Below are 17,353 nucleotides of genomic sequence, written 5' to 3'. Positions count from 1 at the left end.
ATTGCACAAAGCTATTAATCTTTGGCAAGTTTCAACATTTCAAATTGTTAAAAAAAGTTAAACAAACAAAAAGTACTGAATAGCAAAAACAAGGATCAGGAACAAGCTTTCATAAAACCATCTCTTTTTTGCATTTGAGAAATAATATGCAAGTAATACAGCTCCAGGAGGCACGCATAGCAAGAAATGAGACATCCTAAAATCCGGTTTGGTATAAAAACTTACAATACTGATGAGGAACATAAAAAACAGCATCTGAAATGCTTTTCGGGTACTTATAAAGCTCCTGAAAAAGTTTTCGCGTAATTGCAATGTAGCCAAAACGATCATCACCGCAACAGGAACCAACACCAAATAATCGTTATAATTGATCTTAAATACAGAAGGGAACTTATTCACCAGTGGAAGCCAAATCTTGTAGAACATTGACAAGTTATCATTCCAATAATAGTAAACGCCTACAAAGAAAAATATAGTTAAAAAGCCAACCAAGCCAGAAATCCACTCTCTCCAGCTAAATGACCTGTATAACAGCAGCGTAAACCAGAGCATTGCCAGCATTACAATAAAAGGAAAATAAATAAGTGTTCCAATGGCAATAATCATCCCCACATCAAACATGGTCATGATTGCATTTGGCGATTTACCCATCTTCAAAAACTTATCCATTATCCATATCATCAGAAAGTTACAGATCAAAGTAGGACTTAAAACCAGGAAAGGCATAAACAAACTCGAGGCGGTAACGTATAGTAAAGCAGGTAAAAACCCTGGTTTACTTAACAATCCGTGATTGTTAACTACCCTGTTAAATAAAATTGCCTGTATGAAAATGATGATTCCTGCGAAAAACACGTTGCCGGCAGGCGAGAAAGTATTCTGAAGAGGGATCTGGATAAAGAATTTAGTATACGGCTCTAAAAATTCAAACTGAAGTGATGGGGGTAAATCAGCAAATATCGCCATTCGCATAAAAAAAGTATATGCGAATAATATGAGCAGATTTATAGGGTTTAAATTTCTAAATTGATTGATCATGCCTGTATATTACGGCAAAGTAAAGCAAATTATCTGGCAAACTGCTTTACAACTTTATCAATTACCGCAGCCGTTTCATCAGGAAAATAAAATTGATGCTCCTGAGGATTATTTACCCAGCCTTTAATAATGGGCAACCAGTTTTTATTGCTACCCCATATTACAGGCAAACCAAATTGCTTTAGTGCAAAGGCATTACATTGTTGCTCGTATTGGAATTTCATAGGTGCTACCAGCAATTTTTTACCCATGTGTAATGCCTCGGCAGGGCCTTCAAATCCACCTCCGGTAAACAATCCTTCGCAAGAAGCTAAGCTTTTATTGAACAGCTCATTATTTACAGGATTTACCATTACATTTCCATCAGTATAAGCATGCTTGGTATGCTTAGAGAACACTTCCCATTTTACATGAGCAATCTGTTTTAAAATAGGAACCAGAAACTTATCGTCGATTGCAGGCAAATAAACAGTGTAATGACCAAGGTTTGAGACAATCATATTCCTGATTTCAGCACGAATTACTGGAGTATAAATGAAATCATCGTACCTATCAAAGTGAAAACCAACATAATGAGATGCCGGGGCATAATATTTCATAACCAGCTGTGCCCAGTCTATACTCTTAGGTTTAGGGACTTTTTTTGATTGAAAGGATGCCTGATGGCTAAGTCCTACACTCTCAATACCTTGTCTCTTACAAGCCCATGCCGTAACAGGTTCAAAATCGTTAAGTATCAGATTGTATTCTTCAAGAGGCACACTGCGCATATCTCTAACAAAGCGAGGAAGGTTCATTTCCTTCCAGGTCTCGTAATGATTTACGCCACCTTTTTTTCCGAAGATAAAGCTAAAGCCATGGAGCTGATACTTCACTTCCTGAGTTAATTTAACATCCGCTTGTGTTCCGCTAATCAAAAGATCTACGTCTCCGTATTGCTGAAGCAACGGTACAATTTCTCTTGCCCGGCTAATGTGTCCATTGCCAGTTCCCTGAATGGCGTAAAGTATCTTCATCCGCACCGAATATCTGTAATTTTCATCAGAATATATTGCTTTTTTATAGGTTATGAAGCTTGCATGAGCTGAATTCAAAGTAAAAGAACAAATGTAAGCTCATGCAAGTTTAACGTGTTAGGCAATTTCTAATTTAATTTTTTGCAATAAAGTATTAATATCCAATTTACTGTGAAGATCTTCACTATCAGATAAAACTCCCTCTTCTACCTCATCTTTCTCAAAGTCCTTTTGATCGTACTTAAAGATCTTCCAGCTTTTGTCGTAGTATTCAAGGGCAGTTAAGTTTTCAACCCAATCGCCACTATTCAGATAGGTAACTTCGCCTTCTTCTGTTTTAATGGTACGCATTTCCGGTTGATGGATATGTCCGCAGATTACGTATTCATATCCTTTCTCTACTGCAAGTTCCGCAGCAGTATATTCGAATTTATTAATAAACTTAACGGCATCTTTAAACTGAGCTTTTATCTTTTTAGAGAAACTCATTTTTTCTCTTCCGATTGATGCAAGACACCAGTTCACAAAACTATTTATCAAGATCAATGTATCGTAACCAACTGCACCTAATTTAGCCAACCACTTAGAGTGCTGCATGGTTACATCGAAAACATCGCCATGAAAAAACCAGGCTTTTTTACCATCAATCTCCAGGATCAGTTTATTTTGTAGGTGAAAAGCTCCCATGTGCATGTCTGCAAACTTTCTCAGTAACTCATCATGATTTCCTGTTAGGTAGTATACCGGAACTCCTTCAACAACGAATTTCATTAGCTTGCGCACTATCTTCATGTGGGTTTCAGGCCAGTACCTTTTACTAAACTGCCACACATCTATAATATCGCCGTTTAGGATAAGCATTTTAGGTTTAATGCTTTTAAGATACTTCAACAACTCTTTAGCATGACAACCATACGTTCCTAAGTGAACGTCGGAAATTACAGCTATCTCAACTTCTCTTTTAGATATCATCGTCCTCCATTGTTAATTCGTATGGGCTAAAAAAGAAAGCGACTATTGCAATAACACATACTATTAAAAACAATTCCAACATAGGGATATTAGTTTATTGGACAAATATCCAACACGTAGATTAACAATAGGTTAAGAAACAGTTACCATTAAGATGGATGCAAAAAAAGGCCGTTACATTTAAAGTAACGGCCTCAGCAGACTCTTATAAAGCAACTAGAAATTAAGCTGCTTTTTTCTTTTTCTTATCATCATAGAATGCAAATCCAAGACCTGCAACCAACAGAATAGAACCAGCTAGTGAAATTTTTTCTCCTAAATAATATGAAACTGGTTCAAATTTAAATTCAACCTTATGATTTCCTGCTTCAAGTTGGGCCGCACGAAGTACATAATCGGCTCTGAAATATGGCTTTTTCACACCATCAACATACATATTCCATCCTTTGTCGTAATAAATCTCTGAGAATACAGCGATGATATCACGAGGAGCGCTATAAGAGTAAACCAAATGATCCGGGTTATAACTATCAAGCTTAATTGAAGCTGAAGGGTCAGCACCTACATTTTTCGAGCTGATCAGACCTTTGTACTGAATATCAACAATAGCTTCTTTTTTAGGGTCAAAGCTACTGATTGCTTTCATTTCCTCGTCTGCATCCTTAACAAACTGAACACTTGGAACAATCCATACATTTCCAGCTGCTGTTGCATTATTTTTCATCTGGTATGACCCAGTCTTAGGATCCTGAGTAATGATGTATTTAGTATTCAACATATCTAATACATCCTGATTGATACTTTTAGTAAGCTGATTGTCTATCAATTCCTGATATCTCTTCAATTTTGCAGCATGATAACCCCCAATAGTTTTATGGAATGCAGAAGTACTTGCATCAGAGAAAGTATTGATGGTCAAATCCATTACCCTAAAATTAGGGTCTTTATCTGAAGAAATAAAAGTATCTACTTCACGTTGTTGGAAGTGGTTATTCAAATCTGTTTTACTAGCAAAATTGTTATTGTTCAAATAGCGACGATCTACTTGCCACATGTCGATCATAATGGCAAATCCTAAAAGAATAAATGCGAGTTGCATGTTGATTTTTTTAGTGATTAGAGCCCATACCAACGCATACCCAACCGCAATAAACAAGAATGAACGAATCGCATCCGCACGAGCAATATCAGCTCTGTCGGCAATAAGTGCATTAGCTATTGATTGCGCAACACCCGCATTATTTTGAAGCATTTGCGTAAGCACCTGCACCATTTGCTGATGATTGGCAGTAGTAAAGCTAAATAATGCAGTAGGCATAATGGCAACAATTAGCGTAAAGCCTCCTGTTATTCCACCAGCGATTGTTAATTTTTTAACCAAAGTTTTTTGATCGTAGCTGCCTTCCTGAGCTTCTTTTATTGCAAGAACAGCCAAAATAGGAACCATTAAGCCAACAAGTGCCAAAATAGATTCAACAGCTCTAAACTTATTGTACAATGGGAAATATTCAAAGAAAAGATCGGAGATCATTGGGAAGTTCTTCCCAAATGACAACAACATGAAAAGGATAGTTGTTCCAAGTATCCACCACTTCCATCTGCTTTTTACGATTAGTAAACCGAATACGAATAAAAAGCATACGATAGCGCCAAAATAGTATGGCCCGGATGTTCCTGGTTTTTCTCCCCAATACTGTTGTAAGCCGATTTGTCCTGCCAACTGGCCAATTGCCTGAGTAGGATCACCACCTGTTATACCTTGTAAAGCTTTATAAGTATGGCTTTCAGGTTTTACCAATGCATCAATACTTGTTGCACCACCATAAAGATCCGGGATTAGGAATGTAAAACTTTCTCCAATACCCTGACTCCAGCCATAAGCATATTCCTTTGATAAACCATTTTTCTCTTCTGCCGCATCGGTAGTTAAGTTTGATTTACCTCGATTTGATTCTTTGCCGTACTCATAAGTAGTCCAAAGTTTACCCGTGTTAACCATAAATGCCACAAGCATACCAACAGCTAAAAAGCCTAAAGCTTTACTTAGTTCGGCCGTTTTCTTTGCTTTTACAGCATGGTAAATCTCTATGCCTATAAAAATCAGCAAGGCGATCATCAGATAATAGGTCATCTGAATGTGGTTAGACCTGATCTCTAGCGCCAGGAATAAAGACGTTAAGCTGGCCCCTATCCAATATTTACCCCTGAGAGTTAAAATTACCCCGGCAATTATTGGTGCACAAAAGCCAATGGCAAGCGCTTTATTACTGTGTCCGGCAGCAATAATGATAAAATTATACGATGTAAAAGCAAAAGCTATCGCACCCGCGGCCGCAAGCCATGGATTTATCCGCAACACAATAAACAGGAAATACGCACCTACAAGGTACAATAAAACCGAATCTACCGGATCAGGAAAAATAGTTTTGATTAATGAAATTACATAAGTTGCTCCATTATAAGGGTGCTGAACCCAAATCTGATAAGCAGGCATACCACCAAAGATCTGGTTAGTCCATAAAGGACCCTTCCCATCTTTTTCTTTGTAGTGCATGATTTCCGTAGCGGTTGCCTTAGCACCCAAAACGTCTCCCTGAGCAGGTGCCTTACCTTGCAGAACTGGACTGAAGTAGACAAAACAGATGATTATAAAAAATCCAATAATGGCAAGATGTATGCCATTCGCTTTTAACCAATTATTCATTAAGGTTTGTTTATGATTTAAACTAACCCCAAACTTAGATAAAAAATCCTTTTTAAAGAAAATTAAAAGCAGGATTAAATGCCCCTACTTTACCTCCTCATAATCAACGAAATCGCCCAATTTATCTGGATTACCTTTCTTTTCTACCGGCGGCACATATTCGATTGAAATATCACCCACAGGTTTTGAATATTGTTGATTGTTCTGCTGGCGAGACTGATTTGCAGCTTGCTGCTGAACTTTACTAAACATACTTCTTAATACCACAGGAAAAATTAAACGGAGTATAACCCGGATAATATAAAGTACCAGTACGGTTATTAATATGAATTTTATAAGTCCCATTTCTTTGTTTTAATATTTACAAATTTAAGCAAAACTGTTTAATTACAACCCTGCTAACCTCTCTCCAACCTTTGAAAAGCGGTTTATTGATATAATATAGACACATTAGCCATACCAATATTACAAACTCAGTCTGATTATTGCATAGCTATTACAATATCGACATTTTATTCCTCATCAACAATATTAGCAACCCTACCAACCTGTCCATCTTCCAATCTCACTTTAATTCCTCTGGAATGGTATGGCGCCGAAGTTAATAGATTACTTACTATACCTCTGGTTAACGTACCATTCCGCTGGTCTTTTTTCAATATAATATCCACCTCTAGTCCTGGATATATGTCTTTTCTATTTTTTCCGTCCATTACTTACCAAATCTTTCTTCAAACATCTTTTCCATTGCAAACATCTCGTCTCTCAATCTTGCAGCTAGCAAGAAGTCCATATCTTTTGCTGCTTTAGCCATATCCTTACGCGTTTTATCTATCGATTTGTGCATTTCAGGTTTGGTCATATACTGAACAATCGGATCTGCGGCAATGCTAACTTCATCAACCTCCACATATGCTTTTGCACGTGATTCGTTACCAGAGAAATCCAATACTGATGTTTGCTCAAGTATTGCTTCCCTGCTTTTTCCTACGGTTTTAGGAGTGATACCATTTTCGAGATTGTAAGCGATCTGCTTTTCTCTCCGTCTATTGGTCTCATCCATAGTTCGAGCCATAGAATCTGTAATCTTATCGGCATACATGATTACCCTACCCCTATCGTTACGGGCAGCCCTTCCGATGGTTTGGATTAAGGCCCTATCAGAACGAAGAAAACCTTCTTTATCTGCATCCAGGATCGCCACAAAAGAAACCTCAGGTAAATCCAGACCTTCCCTCAATAAGTTAATTCCTATCAGTACATCAAATTCACCCAATCTCAGACCTCTTAAAATCTCTACACGTTCCAAAGTTTTTACTTCAGAGTGGATGTAACGACATTTAATATTCAGACGATCCATGTATTTTGTCAACTCCTCAGCCATCCTTTTTGTAAGGGTAGTCACCAGAATCCTATCACCCATTTTAATGGTCTTATCTATTTCATCCAGCAAATCATCTACCTGATTAATCGCCGGGCGAACTTCAATAAGCGGATCCAATAAGCCCGTAGGTCGAATTACCTGTTCTACATAAACTCCATCAGTCTTTTGGAGTTCGTAATCGGCAGGTGTAGCACTAACATAAATTGTTTGAGGTGCTAACCGTTCGAACTCATCAAAGTTAAGCGGGCGGTTATCGAGTGCCGAAGGCAAACGAAAGCCGTATTCAACAAGGGCCATTTTTCGGGACCTGTCACCTCCGTACATCGCTCTGATTTGCGGAACCGTAACATGGCTCTCATCAATGATCATCAGATAATCGTCAGGAAAATAATCGAGCAAACAGAACGGTCGCATTCCTGGTGAACGTCCATCAAAAAAGCGCGAGTAGTTCTCAATTCCTGAGCAATATCCTAGCTCTTTCATCATTTCGATATCAAAATTAACACGCTCTTCCAATCGTTTTGCTTCTAACAGCTGTCTGTCATCAATCAATTGATTTTTCCTGATTTCCAGTTCTTCCTGGATACCCCAGATTGAAGAAGTAAATCTGTCCTTTGGTGTAACAAACAGATTGGCCGGATAAATTGCCATATCTTCAAGCTTCTCCAATGTTTTTCCTGTAACAGGGTCTATAACGCTAAGTTCTTCAATATCATCACCAAAGAATGAAACACGATAAGCTGTATCCAGATAAGCAGGAAAAATATCTACAGTATCGCCCTTTACCCTAAAAGTCCCCCTTTTGAAATCATTGATTGTTCGGGCATATAAAATCTCTACCAGACTATGCAAGAATGAATTACGAGAGATCCTTGTTCCTACTGCAAAACGGAACACTGAGCGTGAAAAATCTTCGGGATTACCCATACCATAAATGCAGGAAATAGAAGAAACAACGATTACATCTCTGCGACCAGACATAAGCGCTGATGTAGTACGTAACCTTAATTTCTCTATCTCTTCATTTATGCTAAGATCCTTTTCTATATAAGTATTGGTGCTTGGCATAAAGGCCTCAGGCTGATAGTAATCGTAATAAGACACAAAATAGTTCACGGCATTCTCTGGAAAGAATTGCTTAAACTCTCCATAAAGTTGCGCTGCAAGTGTTTTATTGTGACTTAGAATTAGGGTAGGCTTTTGCGTTTGCTGGATTACATTGGCAACAGTAAATGTTTTTCCTGAACCGGTAACCCCCAAAAGAGTTTGATAATTTTCATTATCACTAACACCCTGAACCAGTTGCTTAATGGCATTAGGTTGGTCGCCTGTTGGTTTATAATCTGAAACAAGTTGAAATTTCATCCGTGTCCTTTATGATTTAAGTCCGTAGATTTCAAATTTACGAAAACTTTATGGCGGTGGCAATATTGGTTGTTTTAGAGGTCAATTTTATTTAAATTTATGTGATGATATTCGAACTCAGCAAAATCAATTCATTAGCCAACGTTTTCATTTCTGAACTTAGGGATGAAAACATTCAAAAAGATGCCATGCGTTTCCGTAGGAATATGGAACGTATAGGTGAGTTTTTTGCTTACGAAATCAGCAAGACACTTGAATACTCGAAAACTCAAACACAAACCCCTTTAGGAATTGCGCCTAGTGTTCAATTGTTAGATCAACCTGTTTTAGTAACCATTTTACGTGCAGGGCTGCCCTTACATCAGGGACTATTGAATATTTTTGATCATGCGGATGCTGCCTTTATTACGGCTTACCGAAGAACCCACAAAAGCGGAAGTTTTGAAATACAGATGGAGCATGTCTCTTCTCCGGATTTAACGGACAAAATAGCAATTATAGCCGACCCAATGTTGGCGACAGGATTAACCATGGTACTTTGCTGCAAGGAATTAATTCGAAGATATCAACTTAAAGAATTACACATCGTTTCGGTAATTGCAAGTGCCGAAGGAGTTAAACATGTAAGGGCGAATTTACCTAAAGCCAAGCTATGGCTTGGTGCTATTGATGAAGAAATGACCAGTAAAGCGTATATTGTGCCCGGATTGGGTGATGCCGGAGATTTGGCATACGGACTTAAGCAGTAAGGCTTTTCATACTATGATTAAACATATTTTTTTCGATTTAGACCATACCATTTGGGATTTTGACAGAAATGCGCAGGAAACACTGCACGAACTTTATACTAATTACGAACTTCAGAAACTAGGATTAACATCAGCTGAAGATTTCATAACCACTTATACTGAAAACAACCACCTTCTTTGGGCTCAATATCATGTTGGCAGTATTAGCAAAGAAACATTAAGGTCAGAGCGGTTTAAAAAAACTTTTATTCAGCTTGGGATAGCTCCCGAACTTATCCCTCAACAATTTGAAGAGGATTATGTGAATCTTACTCCTACGAGGACTAATTTATTTGAAGGATCGGAAAAAGTACTGGCTTATCTTCAAAAAAAATACGCATTACATATTATTTCCAATGGTTTTAAGGAAAGTACCTTAACCAAAATGGATAGATCGGGTTTAAACCCTTACTTTAAAAATGTGATCATTTCTGAAGACGTAGGTGTTAATAAACCAGATAAAGCTATTTTTGAATATGCACTTGGCAAGGCTGGAGCTGAAAAACATGAGTCTATTATGATTGGCGATAGTGTTGAAGCCGATATTCGCGGTGCACAGGGTTATGGCATTAAAGCCATTTATTTTAACCCATTAAACAAAGAAAAGCCTGAGGATGTAGAATGGCAAATTACACATCTGGAAGAACTGATGTCACATTTTTAACTACAAGTAAATGAGCACATCGAGAATTTTACACCATTGTACGATTCTTTACATTAACTATTGCGTTATTTGAACATTTAATCAATAATTATTTTATTAATCCCTTAAAAAATATTCAATGAAAAAAATCCTTTACATCTGCTCATTAGCAATCGCGTTTTCAGCTTGTCAATCCAGCCCTAAAGAAACTCAGAATATCGTAACACCTACACCGAATGGTGTACCTACGACACAGCCTGCAGCTCCATCAACCGCGGTTCAGCAAAGTACAGCTTCAGGTGAAAGACCCGCAAACAATCCGGCACATGGCCAGCCTTTTCATGACTGCGCACTTCCTGTAGGCGCTCCACTAAATGCGAAAAACACAGCTGCACCGGCGGCACAAGCTCCCGTAGCTGCTCCTACTGTACAACAACAAGCGCCAACAACTAACACAAATAAAGAAGTAAAATTAAATCCGCCACACGGACAACCAGGACATGACTGTAAAGTATCAGTTGGTGCACCTTTAACCTAGTAAAAATAACGAGAGCGATTAAGCGTGAAGATTCCAAGCATTAAAGGCTTTGATCAGGAGGCCCTGGAGAAGTATGTAAAAAATACCGGATGGTTAATGTTGGCCAGAGTGGGAAGCATGGCTATTAAAATTCTGGCATCAATTGCATTAACCCATTACCTGAGCAAAGAGCAGCTTGGAATACTTAACTATCCTGTGGCTTTTACAACTTTTTTTACTGCCGCAGCGGCATTAGGAGTAGATGGTTTTGTAACCAGGGAACTATTACGTAATCCAGAGAAAAAGAATCAACTACTTGGCACAGCCTTCATTTTAAAGATTATCGGAGGACTTATCATCCTACCCCTTATCTACGCCACCTACACTATAGTTAATAACTATAAAACAATTGATGCTCCATTGATTTTTATTATGACAGTTAGTTTTACTGGTCTGATTCAATCATTCAACATCATTGATAGTTACTTCCAGTCGAGAACGCAAGGCAAATATATCATGCGTGTTCAGGTGGCCGGAAACCTGCTTTCCGCTGCTATTAAGGTCAATTTAATCCTAATTGGCGCGAGCCTTCAGTGGTTTGTTATTGCGCTTTTATTGGATGCCGTATTATTGGCAGCAGGTTACTTATTTATTTATCAGAAAAATGGAGAATCAATCCTTAAATGGACATTTAAGAGTGACATTGCAAGATTTCTGTTAAAAAACTCATGGCCATTGGCATTTTCAGCCATCCTTGTTTCTATTTACCTGAACATTGACAAGCTGATGATTGAATACTATATCGGTTCCGGTGCATTAGGAAATTACGCCAATGCGGTTCAGTTCGCAGAAGCATGGTATTTTATCCCTGTTGCGATCACAGCCTCGGTATTCCCTGCCATTATGAATGCTCGAAGAGATGACCAGGTGAGGTATCAAAAAAGAATGCAAAACATGTACGATTTAATGGTGTGGATTAGCATGGCTATTGCCATAGGTGTTACACTAACCGCTCCATTGATCTTCAGAAATGTGTTTCCGGCAGAGTATTATAGTGGAGCTCAGGTATTATCCATAAACATTTGGGCAGGAATTTTTGTATTTCTAGGCACTGCGAGCGGTCAGTTTTTAATTGCTGAAGGCTATACCAAGCTTTCTATGCTGCGTACGGCAATGGGTGCCCTGATTAATATTGTATTAAATATCTTTTGGATCCCTAAATATGGAATAGCAGGAGCTGCATTTGCTACATTAATTGCATACGCTTGTTCTACATTTTGGATTTTATTGATCCCTAAAACAAGGCATCAAGGCATTATGATGCTTAAATCGTTGCTCTTAATTACATTATTCCAGAAATTAAAAGGTTCAACCGATCAGCCTAAATAAGCGCTACATAAATTTTAATATTAATATATTAGCGCTTTGCATTTAACGTTTTAACTTTACCACAAATCATAACATATTAAAGATGTCCTTAAGAAAGGTGATAAGATCAATTGTATATAAGCCCAAAAACATACTGGACCTCATCCAGCTTAAAGCTAAAATAAAAAACAGCACCGGAAAACTTCAGATCATAATTGGCGCACATACAACCGATTACAAAGATTGGCTACCTACCAATATCGAAAACCTTAATTTGTTAGAGATTGCTTCGTTCGACAATTTGTTTGGTGATAAAAAGGCTGATCGTTTTTTAGCTGAGCACGTTTTTGAGCACATCAGTTACGATGATGCGCTTATTGCTTTAAAAAATTGCAACAAATACCTTAAAAAAGGTGGGACAGTTAGAATTGCAGTTCCTGATGGCTTACACCCTAATCCTGACTATATAAACATGGTAAAACCGGGTGGACATGGTGAAGGCGCACATGACCATAAATTACTATACGACTATAAAACATTATCTAAAGCATTTGAGGAGTCGGGTTATCGCGTAAATCTTTTAGAATATTACGATGAAAATGGTAAGTTCCATTTTAACGAGTGGGATAGCAAAGATGGTCACATCATCAGATCTAAGAGATATGACAAGCGTTTTAATGAGCCTCTAGGTTATTCTTCGTTAATTGTTGAGGGTATAAAAGACTAGATTTATGCAAACCTTTGCTCCCATAGCATTATTTGTTTACAATCGCCCTCAACATACTGCGCGTACAATCAAGTTTTTGCAACAAAATGAAATGGCTGCTGAAAGCAGATTGTTCGTGTTTTCTGATGGATTTAAATCTGAGGACGATGAGAAAAATGTACTTGAAGTAAGGGAGCTGCTTAAAAATATTGAAGGGTTTAAATCTGTTGAAGTTGTAGAACGCAAAGAAAACATGGGGCTTGCCAAGTCTGTTATAATAGGCGTAAGCAAACTCATTAAAGACTATAAACAAGTAATTGTTTTTGAGGATGACCTGATTACCTCTCCATACACATTAACCTATTTCAATGAGGCTTTAAACCGTTACCGTGACGAAAGCAAGGTAATGCACATTGGCGCTTACATGTATAATTTAAAAGGAGCCGATTTACCTGAAACCTTTTTCTATCGTGCCGCTACCAGCTGGGGATGGGCTACATGGGAAAGAGCATGGCAACATTTTGAACCAAACATAGACACCTTGATGGCTAAGTTTGATAAATCTGCCAAAAGTGCTTTTTCTATTGAACACACCATGAACTTCTGGAAACAGATGGAGGATTTTAAAAAAGGTAAAAATAACTCTTGGGCAATCAGATGGTATGCCTCAATATTTTTAAAGGGTGGTCTAACGCTTAATCCTTCACAATCGTTAGTCAATAACATAGGCCACGATGGATCAGGAATACATTCAGGTATCAACGACATCTATAATGTAATCATCAATCCAAAACCTATTACTGAATTTCCTACCTCAATTGAAGAAAATGCAGCTGCATACGAGGCCATCAAAGGTTTCCTTAAAAATAGAAAAGGAACCTTCTGGGAAAGATTAAAACGCTATGTAATACAACGGTTAAAATAGCAACTAAGCTTTTCTGGCTTCTAAAATAATGTAAGGCGAAAGTTGCTTAGAATTGAACGGAAATACTTTAGTGAATATTTTACCGGTTAGCCACATTGACTTTTTCAACAACCTTACTCCTACCGGTTTTTGCTGTTCATTCTCCAACCACAAGCTAAAATGGCCAAAATATTTAGATTGAACAACTTGTAACCCTGCCCGCTTACAGATATTCTCTAGCAGTTTAGGATCCATGCAATTAATGTTGTGTTTATCGTAATTCTCCTTGTCGAAGTTTTTTTGAAACCACCCGTTTAAAGCTTTAAAGTTAGGCAGAGTGATAAACAAGGTACCTCCCGGCTTTACAAAATTGATGTGCCTGTTAATAATATCGGCAGTATCATTAAAATGCTCAATAAGACCACAGGACAAAACAAGATCATACTGTTTCTCAGGTGTGTAATTGAACAGGTCAGTTTCAATAATATGGATATCTTTTTCGTTTAATTGATTAGCTTCTAATAAAGAACTTGTAACCGGCGGGTGTACAAAGTAATCAAGCAAGGTAACATCAAGTTTAAAATACTTTTTCAGAAAAACTGCGTAATATCCAGGGAAGCCACCCAGTTCAATAGCTGTTTTAACTTTTTGACCGGCAATAATACTGGCAAGTTCTTTATGAAAAAGATAGTTTTCAGGAATACTAACCGATAAACCGGTTTTACTCTCCCAATAATTCACCCAAAACTGTCTGTCGGTTAACAGGTTACCCATATTGTCTTTTTAGTTCTTTAAATAGATGATCATTGCAGGATTTAATCGCTTAAAGCTTGTAAAAAATCAAAGTCAGACGAAAATACACAAGAATTTAATAAAGATTGAAAATATATATTATTTTAGGCTGCGTAACCGTTTTAAAAAGGAAACTTTTATCTAAGTTTGATTAATTGAAAGTAGTTCACCTAAATACATACGAAGGAAATGGAGGCGCCGGAAGAGCCTGCCTCAGGTTAAGTGATGCGCTAAACGCAAGTGGCGTGGACTCCAAAGTAATGGTTTACCTTCAGTTTAAAGAAAGTTTAAAAACAGGAACTTTTAGTAAAGGCCCTTTTGCAAAAGCTGGTGCAGTTTTTAATATTCTTTCTGAACGCTATTTATCAAAGGCAGTATCCAAAGCGGTAAAAACACCTTTCTCATTACAGTGGTTTGGAACTTCCGTAGTTGACCATCCAACGGTACAAGAAGCCGATATTATTCATTTGCATTGGGTAAACCATGGATTCCTTTCGCCTAAGTTTCTTGCCGAAATTGACGAACTGGAAAAGCCTGTAGTATGGACATTTCACGACAGTAATGCATTTACAGGTGGTTGTCACGTTCGTTATTCCTGCGAAAACTACTTTAAGGAATGCGGAAATTGCCCATTGTTAAGATGGAGCGGTAAAAACGACTTTTCGCACAGAACCTGGTTGCGTAAGAAAAAGGCATATTCAGAGTTTAACTTCCACATTGTTGCACCAAGTAAATGGATGGCAAACTCTGTTAAATTAAGCAGTTTATTGGGATTTAGGGAAACAACGGTTATCCCAAACACAATCGAGACAGAAGTTTTTAAGCCTTACGTAAAATCTGAAGCAAAAAAAATCCTGAAAATAGACCCAAGTAAGTTTGTGTTGATGAGTGGTTTTATGCCTTCTAAAAACGACAAGCATAAAGGCACCTCCTATCTTATAGATGCCCTAAATGATCTGGCAACCAGACCTGGAATTATTAAAGAAAACATAGAACTGGTAATTTTTGGCAATAAGGATAATGCCGAAATGCCAGAGTTCCCATTTAAAACCACATTTCTGGGGACTATTAACAACGACGCTCACCTGGCCAAGTGTTATTCGGCTGCTGATGCATTTATAACCCCCTCTCTTGAAGACAATCTTCCGAATACAGTAATGGAGAGTCTGGCTTGTGCAACCCCCGTAGTGGCCTTTAAAACAGGTGGCATACCAGACATGGTTAGACATCTTGAAAATGGCTATCTTGCAGATTACGAATCCTCAGAAGACCTTGCCACCGGAATGGAGTGGTTATATCATGATGAAAATGCTCCTGAAATTCAGAAAGAAGCAAGAAGAACAATTTTAAATCACTTCTCTGAGCAAGTAATTGCAGAAAAACACTTATTATTGTATCAATCACTGATTGATTTACAGCCCCGATAATTTTTAGATTTAGAACCACATGCAGCCCAAGTTAAGTGTTATTACTATCGTTTATAATAATGTAAAGGATATTGAACGCACCATGCTTTCTGTGCTAAATCAAACCTATAAAAACATTGAGTACATCCTTATTGATGGTGCTTCAAAAGATGGCACCGTTGACAAGATCTATAATTACAGATCGAGGCTAGCTCAATTCATTTCGGAACCTGACAAGGGTATTTACGATGCCATGAACAAAGGACTTTCCCTTGCTACAGGCGATTATGTACTTTTCATGAACTCTGGCGATGAGATTTATGCCCCGGAAACAGTAGCCGAAGTGTTTGAAAGCGCAAGCTCAGCCGACATTTACTATGGCGAAACTGAGATGTATGATGAGGACTGGATAAGTTTGGGTCAGAGAAGACATCATGCTCCTGAAAATTTTGACTGGCAAAGTTTTAGATATGGAATGAGCGTAAGTCATCAGGCCATTTACGTTAGAAGAAGTTTAGCCGAGCCTTTTGATTTAAAATACAAGTACAGCGCTGATATCGATTGGATTATTAAAGCCGCAAAGCATGCCTCAAGCATTGTGAATACACATACTTATGTAGCCAAGTATCTGGTAGGTGGGATTTCTAAAAAAAAGCACATGGCTAGTCTAAAAGAGCGTTTTCACATATTCACCAAGTACTACGGGCTAATTCCAAATTTGATTAACCACGTTTTCATTGCAATTAATCTGGCTCAGTATTACATCCGCCACCGCAGAACTAACGATTAAAGAAAAACGGGTTCGAGAAAAATCTACAATCTGTTAGACTCAACTCAGACTCAAGTCTGACTCCGGTCAGAGTCTGGTTAGACTATAGCCTAATACAACTTTATTCTAACTCCAGTAAGAATCGGAAATTAGTCTGTTCCTGAAACCCGTTTCTCTAAATAGTTATTTTATGGATTTGTAGACCAAAGACCCGCTTCTTTTACAAACACCCTTCTGTTCAATTTTAACTGAGAAACAACCAACTCTGCAAAATCTTCAGGTTGCATTACTCTATCAGGGTTTCCATCAGTTAATTTAAGATCCTTAGCCATATCAGTTGCAATTGTACTCGGCAACAGCGTAGTTACGCGAATGTTATGCTTGCGCACCTCCTGCATTAATGACTCAGACATTCCAATTAAACCAAATTTAGAAGCGCTGTAAGCACTTGTTACTGCAGCTCCGTTTTTACCTGCTGTAGATGAAACATTAATGATATCTCCAGTTTTTCTCTCTATCATTTCTGGCAAAACTGCTCTTGTGGTATAATAAGCACCAAATAAATTTACTTTAACAATCTCTTCCCATCTTGATGGCTCCAGTTCTAGGAACGGCCCAAAAGAAGCTATTCCGGCATTGTTAATTAAAATATCAATTACGCCCAATTCAGATTTAACCTGACTAACAGCTGCATTCACATTTTCTATATCAGAAACATCAACCGTAGCGATTGCTGTTTTAACTCCGTATTGTTTTAATTCTTCTGCCAGGATTTGTAAATCTGTTGTAGTTCTTGCCATCAGCCCTATATTAACACCTTCTTGTGCCAAAGCTATCGCCATTGCCTTCCCTAAACCTTTTCCGGCTCCTGTGATTATTGCATTTTTACCTTTTAATGATTCCATAGTATCTTTTATTAAAATGGGGTTTCTGTATTAAAATACAAAAATAACAAAAAACAAAAGCCTGTTTCTTGCGAAA

General features: G+C 37.9%; 17 protein-coding genes. 8 read left to right on the top strand and 9 right to left on the bottom strand.

The window, feature by feature from the left end; all coding sequences use genetic code 11:
* Nucleotides 1–57: 57 nt before the first annotated feature.
* The 7 genes from J1905_RS22835 to uvrB all read right to left on the bottom strand — a co-directional run bounded on the left by J1905_RS22835 (nucleotide 58) and on the right by uvrB (nucleotide 8,479).
* Entirely contained in the window at nucleotides 58–1,038 is a 981-nt protein-coding gene (locus J1905_RS22835; RefSeq protein WP_214229503.1) for a DUF6427 family protein, read from the bottom strand.
* Nucleotides 1,039–1,067: 29 nt separating this feature from the next.
* A complete protein-coding gene (locus J1905_RS22830; protein WP_214229502.1) occupies nucleotides 1,068–2,054 on the bottom strand; it encodes a glycosyltransferase family protein in 987 nt (328 codons plus the stop codon).
* Nucleotides 2,055–2,171: 117 nt separating this feature from the next.
* A complete protein-coding gene (locus J1905_RS22825) occupies nucleotides 2,172–3,023 on the bottom strand; it encodes a UDP-2,3-diacylglucosamine diphosphatase (protein ID WP_173090543.1) in 852 nt (283 codons plus the stop codon).
* A gap of 226 nt (nucleotides 3,024–3,249) precedes the next feature.
* Nucleotides 3,250–5,730, bottom strand: a complete 2,481-nt coding sequence (locus tag J1905_RS22820) for a glycosyltransferase family protein (protein ID WP_214229501.1) — start codon at nucleotides 5,728–5,730, stop codon at nucleotides 3,250–3,252.
* A gap of 84 nt (nucleotides 5,731–5,814) precedes the next feature.
* Complete coding sequence (locus J1905_RS22815) at nucleotides 5,815–6,075, bottom strand: DUF4834 family protein (RefSeq protein WP_214229500.1); 261 nt, start codon at nucleotides 6,073–6,075, stop codon at nucleotides 5,815–5,817.
* Between the two features lie 167 nt (nucleotides 6,076–6,242).
* Nucleotides 6,243–6,443, bottom strand: coding sequence for a YwbE family protein (locus tag J1905_RS22810; RefSeq protein ID WP_173090238.1), 201 nt, complete (start codon nucleotides 6,441–6,443; stop codon nucleotides 6,243–6,245).
* On the bottom strand, nucleotides 6,443–8,479 hold the full coding sequence (gene uvrB / locus J1905_RS22805) for an excinuclease ABC subunit UvrB (RefSeq protein ID WP_214229499.1): 2,037 nt from the start codon (nucleotides 8,477–8,479) through the stop codon (nucleotides 6,443–6,445). The genes J1905_RS22810 and uvrB overlap by 1 nt, the downstream gene beginning before the upstream one ends.
* 104 nt (nucleotides 8,480–8,583) lie before the next feature.
* Between uvrB and upp the strand changes: the two genes are divergently transcribed.
* The 6 genes from upp (at nucleotide 8,584) to J1905_RS22775 (ending at nucleotide 13,426) form a co-directional block, all read left to right on the top strand.
* The gene (gene upp, locus J1905_RS22800; RefSeq protein WP_214229498.1) at nucleotides 8,584–9,228 is read left to right on the top strand and encodes a uracil phosphoribosyltransferase; all 645 of its coding nucleotides are present in this window, start codon (nucleotides 8,584–8,586) and stop codon (nucleotides 9,226–9,228) included.
* Between the two features lie 13 nt (nucleotides 9,229–9,241).
* Nucleotides 9,242–9,931, top strand: coding sequence for a YjjG family noncanonical pyrimidine nucleotidase (locus tag J1905_RS22795; protein ID WP_214229497.1), 690 nt, complete (start codon nucleotides 9,242–9,244; stop codon nucleotides 9,929–9,931).
* Between the two features lie 118 nt (nucleotides 9,932–10,049).
* The gene (locus J1905_RS22790; RefSeq protein WP_214229496.1) at nucleotides 10,050–10,448 is read left to right on the top strand and encodes a hypothetical protein; all 399 of its coding nucleotides are present in this window, start codon (nucleotides 10,050–10,052) and stop codon (nucleotides 10,446–10,448) included.
* 24 nt (nucleotides 10,449–10,472) lie between these two features.
* The gene (locus J1905_RS22785) at nucleotides 10,473–11,816 is read left to right on the top strand and encodes a flippase (RefSeq protein WP_214229495.1); all 1,344 of its coding nucleotides are present in this window, start codon (nucleotides 10,473–10,475) and stop codon (nucleotides 11,814–11,816) included.
* An 82-nt stretch (nucleotides 11,817–11,898) separates the two neighbouring features.
* On the top strand, nucleotides 11,899–12,522 hold the full coding sequence (locus J1905_RS22780) for a class I SAM-dependent methyltransferase (protein WP_214229494.1): 624 nt from the start codon (nucleotides 11,899–11,901) through the stop codon (nucleotides 12,520–12,522).
* A 4-nt stretch (nucleotides 12,523–12,526) separates the two neighbouring features.
* Entirely contained in the window at nucleotides 12,527–13,426 is a 900-nt protein-coding gene (locus tag J1905_RS22775) for a glycosyltransferase family protein (RefSeq protein ID WP_214229493.1), read from the top strand.
* 3 nt (nucleotides 13,427–13,429) lie between these two features.
* Here J1905_RS22775 and J1905_RS22770 read toward each other — a convergent pair whose 3' ends face one another.
* Complete coding sequence (locus J1905_RS22770) at nucleotides 13,430–14,179, bottom strand: class I SAM-dependent methyltransferase (protein WP_214229492.1); 750 nt, start codon at nucleotides 14,177–14,179, stop codon at nucleotides 13,430–13,432.
* 173 nt (nucleotides 14,180–14,352) lie between these two features.
* Between J1905_RS22770 and J1905_RS22765 the strand changes: the two genes are divergently transcribed.
* Both J1905_RS22765 and J1905_RS22760 read left to right on the top strand, forming a co-directional pair.
* The gene (locus J1905_RS22765) at nucleotides 14,353–15,624 is read left to right on the top strand and encodes a glycosyltransferase family 4 protein (RefSeq protein WP_214229491.1); all 1,272 of its coding nucleotides are present in this window, start codon (nucleotides 14,353–14,355) and stop codon (nucleotides 15,622–15,624) included.
* A gap of 19 nt (nucleotides 15,625–15,643) precedes the next feature.
* Nucleotides 15,644–16,393, top strand: coding sequence for a glycosyltransferase family 2 protein (locus tag J1905_RS22760; RefSeq protein ID WP_214229490.1), 750 nt, complete (start codon nucleotides 15,644–15,646; stop codon nucleotides 16,391–16,393).
* Nucleotides 16,394–16,560: 167 nt separating this feature from the next.
* Here the strand turns inward: J1905_RS22760 and J1905_RS22755 are convergent, their stop codons facing one another.
* Entirely contained in the window at nucleotides 16,561–17,277 is a 717-nt protein-coding gene (locus J1905_RS22755; RefSeq protein WP_214229489.1) for a 3-ketoacyl-ACP reductase, read from the bottom strand.
* Nucleotides 17,278–17,353: the final 76 nt, after the last annotated feature.

The organism is Pedobacter sp. B4-66 (assembly GCF_018492665.1).
GTDB lineage: Bacteria > Bacteroidota > Bacteroidia > Sphingobacteriales > Sphingobacteriaceae > Pedobacter.
Note: the sequence above shows the minus strand (reverse complement) of the source record. Positions and strands in the feature narration are given on the sequence as shown.

Bases quoted from the DNA above. Each gene is read 5' to 3' on its own strand.
- J1905_RS22835 (WP_214229503.1), bottom strand. From the start codon at position 1,038: ATGATCAATCAATTTAGAAATTTAAACCCTATAAATCTGCTCATATTA.
- J1905_RS22830 (WP_214229502.1), bottom strand. From the start codon at position 2,054: ATGAAGATACTTTACGCCATTCAGGGAACTGGCAATGGACACATTAGC.
- J1905_RS22820 (WP_214229501.1), bottom strand. From the start codon at position 5,730: ATGAATAATTGGTTAAAAGCGAATGGCATACATCTTGCCATTATTGGA.
- J1905_RS22815 (WP_214229500.1), bottom strand. From the start codon at position 6,075: ATGGGACTTATAAAATTCATATTAATAACCGTACTGGTACTTTATATT.
- J1905_RS22810 (WP_173090238.1), bottom strand. From the start codon at position 6,443: ATGGACGGAAAAAATAGAAAAGACATATATCCAGGACTAGAGGTGGAT.
- uvrB (WP_214229499.1), bottom strand. From the start codon at position 8,479: ATGAAATTTCAACTTGTTTCAGATTATAAACCAACAGGCGACCAACCT.
- upp (WP_214229498.1), top strand. From the start codon at position 8,584: ATGATATTCGAACTCAGCAAAATCAATTCATTAGCCAACGTTTTCATT.
- J1905_RS22795 (WP_214229497.1), top strand. From the start codon at position 9,242: ATGATTAAACATATTTTTTTCGATTTAGACCATACCATTTGGGATTTT.
- J1905_RS22790 (WP_214229496.1), top strand. From the start codon at position 10,050: ATGAAAAAAATCCTTTACATCTGCTCATTAGCAATCGCGTTTTCAGCT.
- J1905_RS22780 (WP_214229494.1), top strand. From the start codon at position 11,899: ATGTCCTTAAGAAAGGTGATAAGATCAATTGTATATAAGCCCAAAAAC.
- J1905_RS22775 (WP_214229493.1), top strand. From the start codon at position 12,527: ATGCAAACCTTTGCTCCCATAGCATTATTTGTTTACAATCGCCCTCAA.
- J1905_RS22770 (WP_214229492.1), bottom strand. From the start codon at position 14,179: ATGGGTAACCTGTTAACCGACAGACAGTTTTGGGTGAATTATTGGGAG.
- J1905_RS22760 (WP_214229490.1), top strand. From the start codon at position 15,644: ATGCAGCCCAAGTTAAGTGTTATTACTATCGTTTATAATAATGTAAAG.
- J1905_RS22755 (WP_214229489.1), bottom strand. From the start codon at position 17,277: ATGGAATCATTAAAAGGTAAAAATGCAATAATCACAGGAGCCGGAAAA.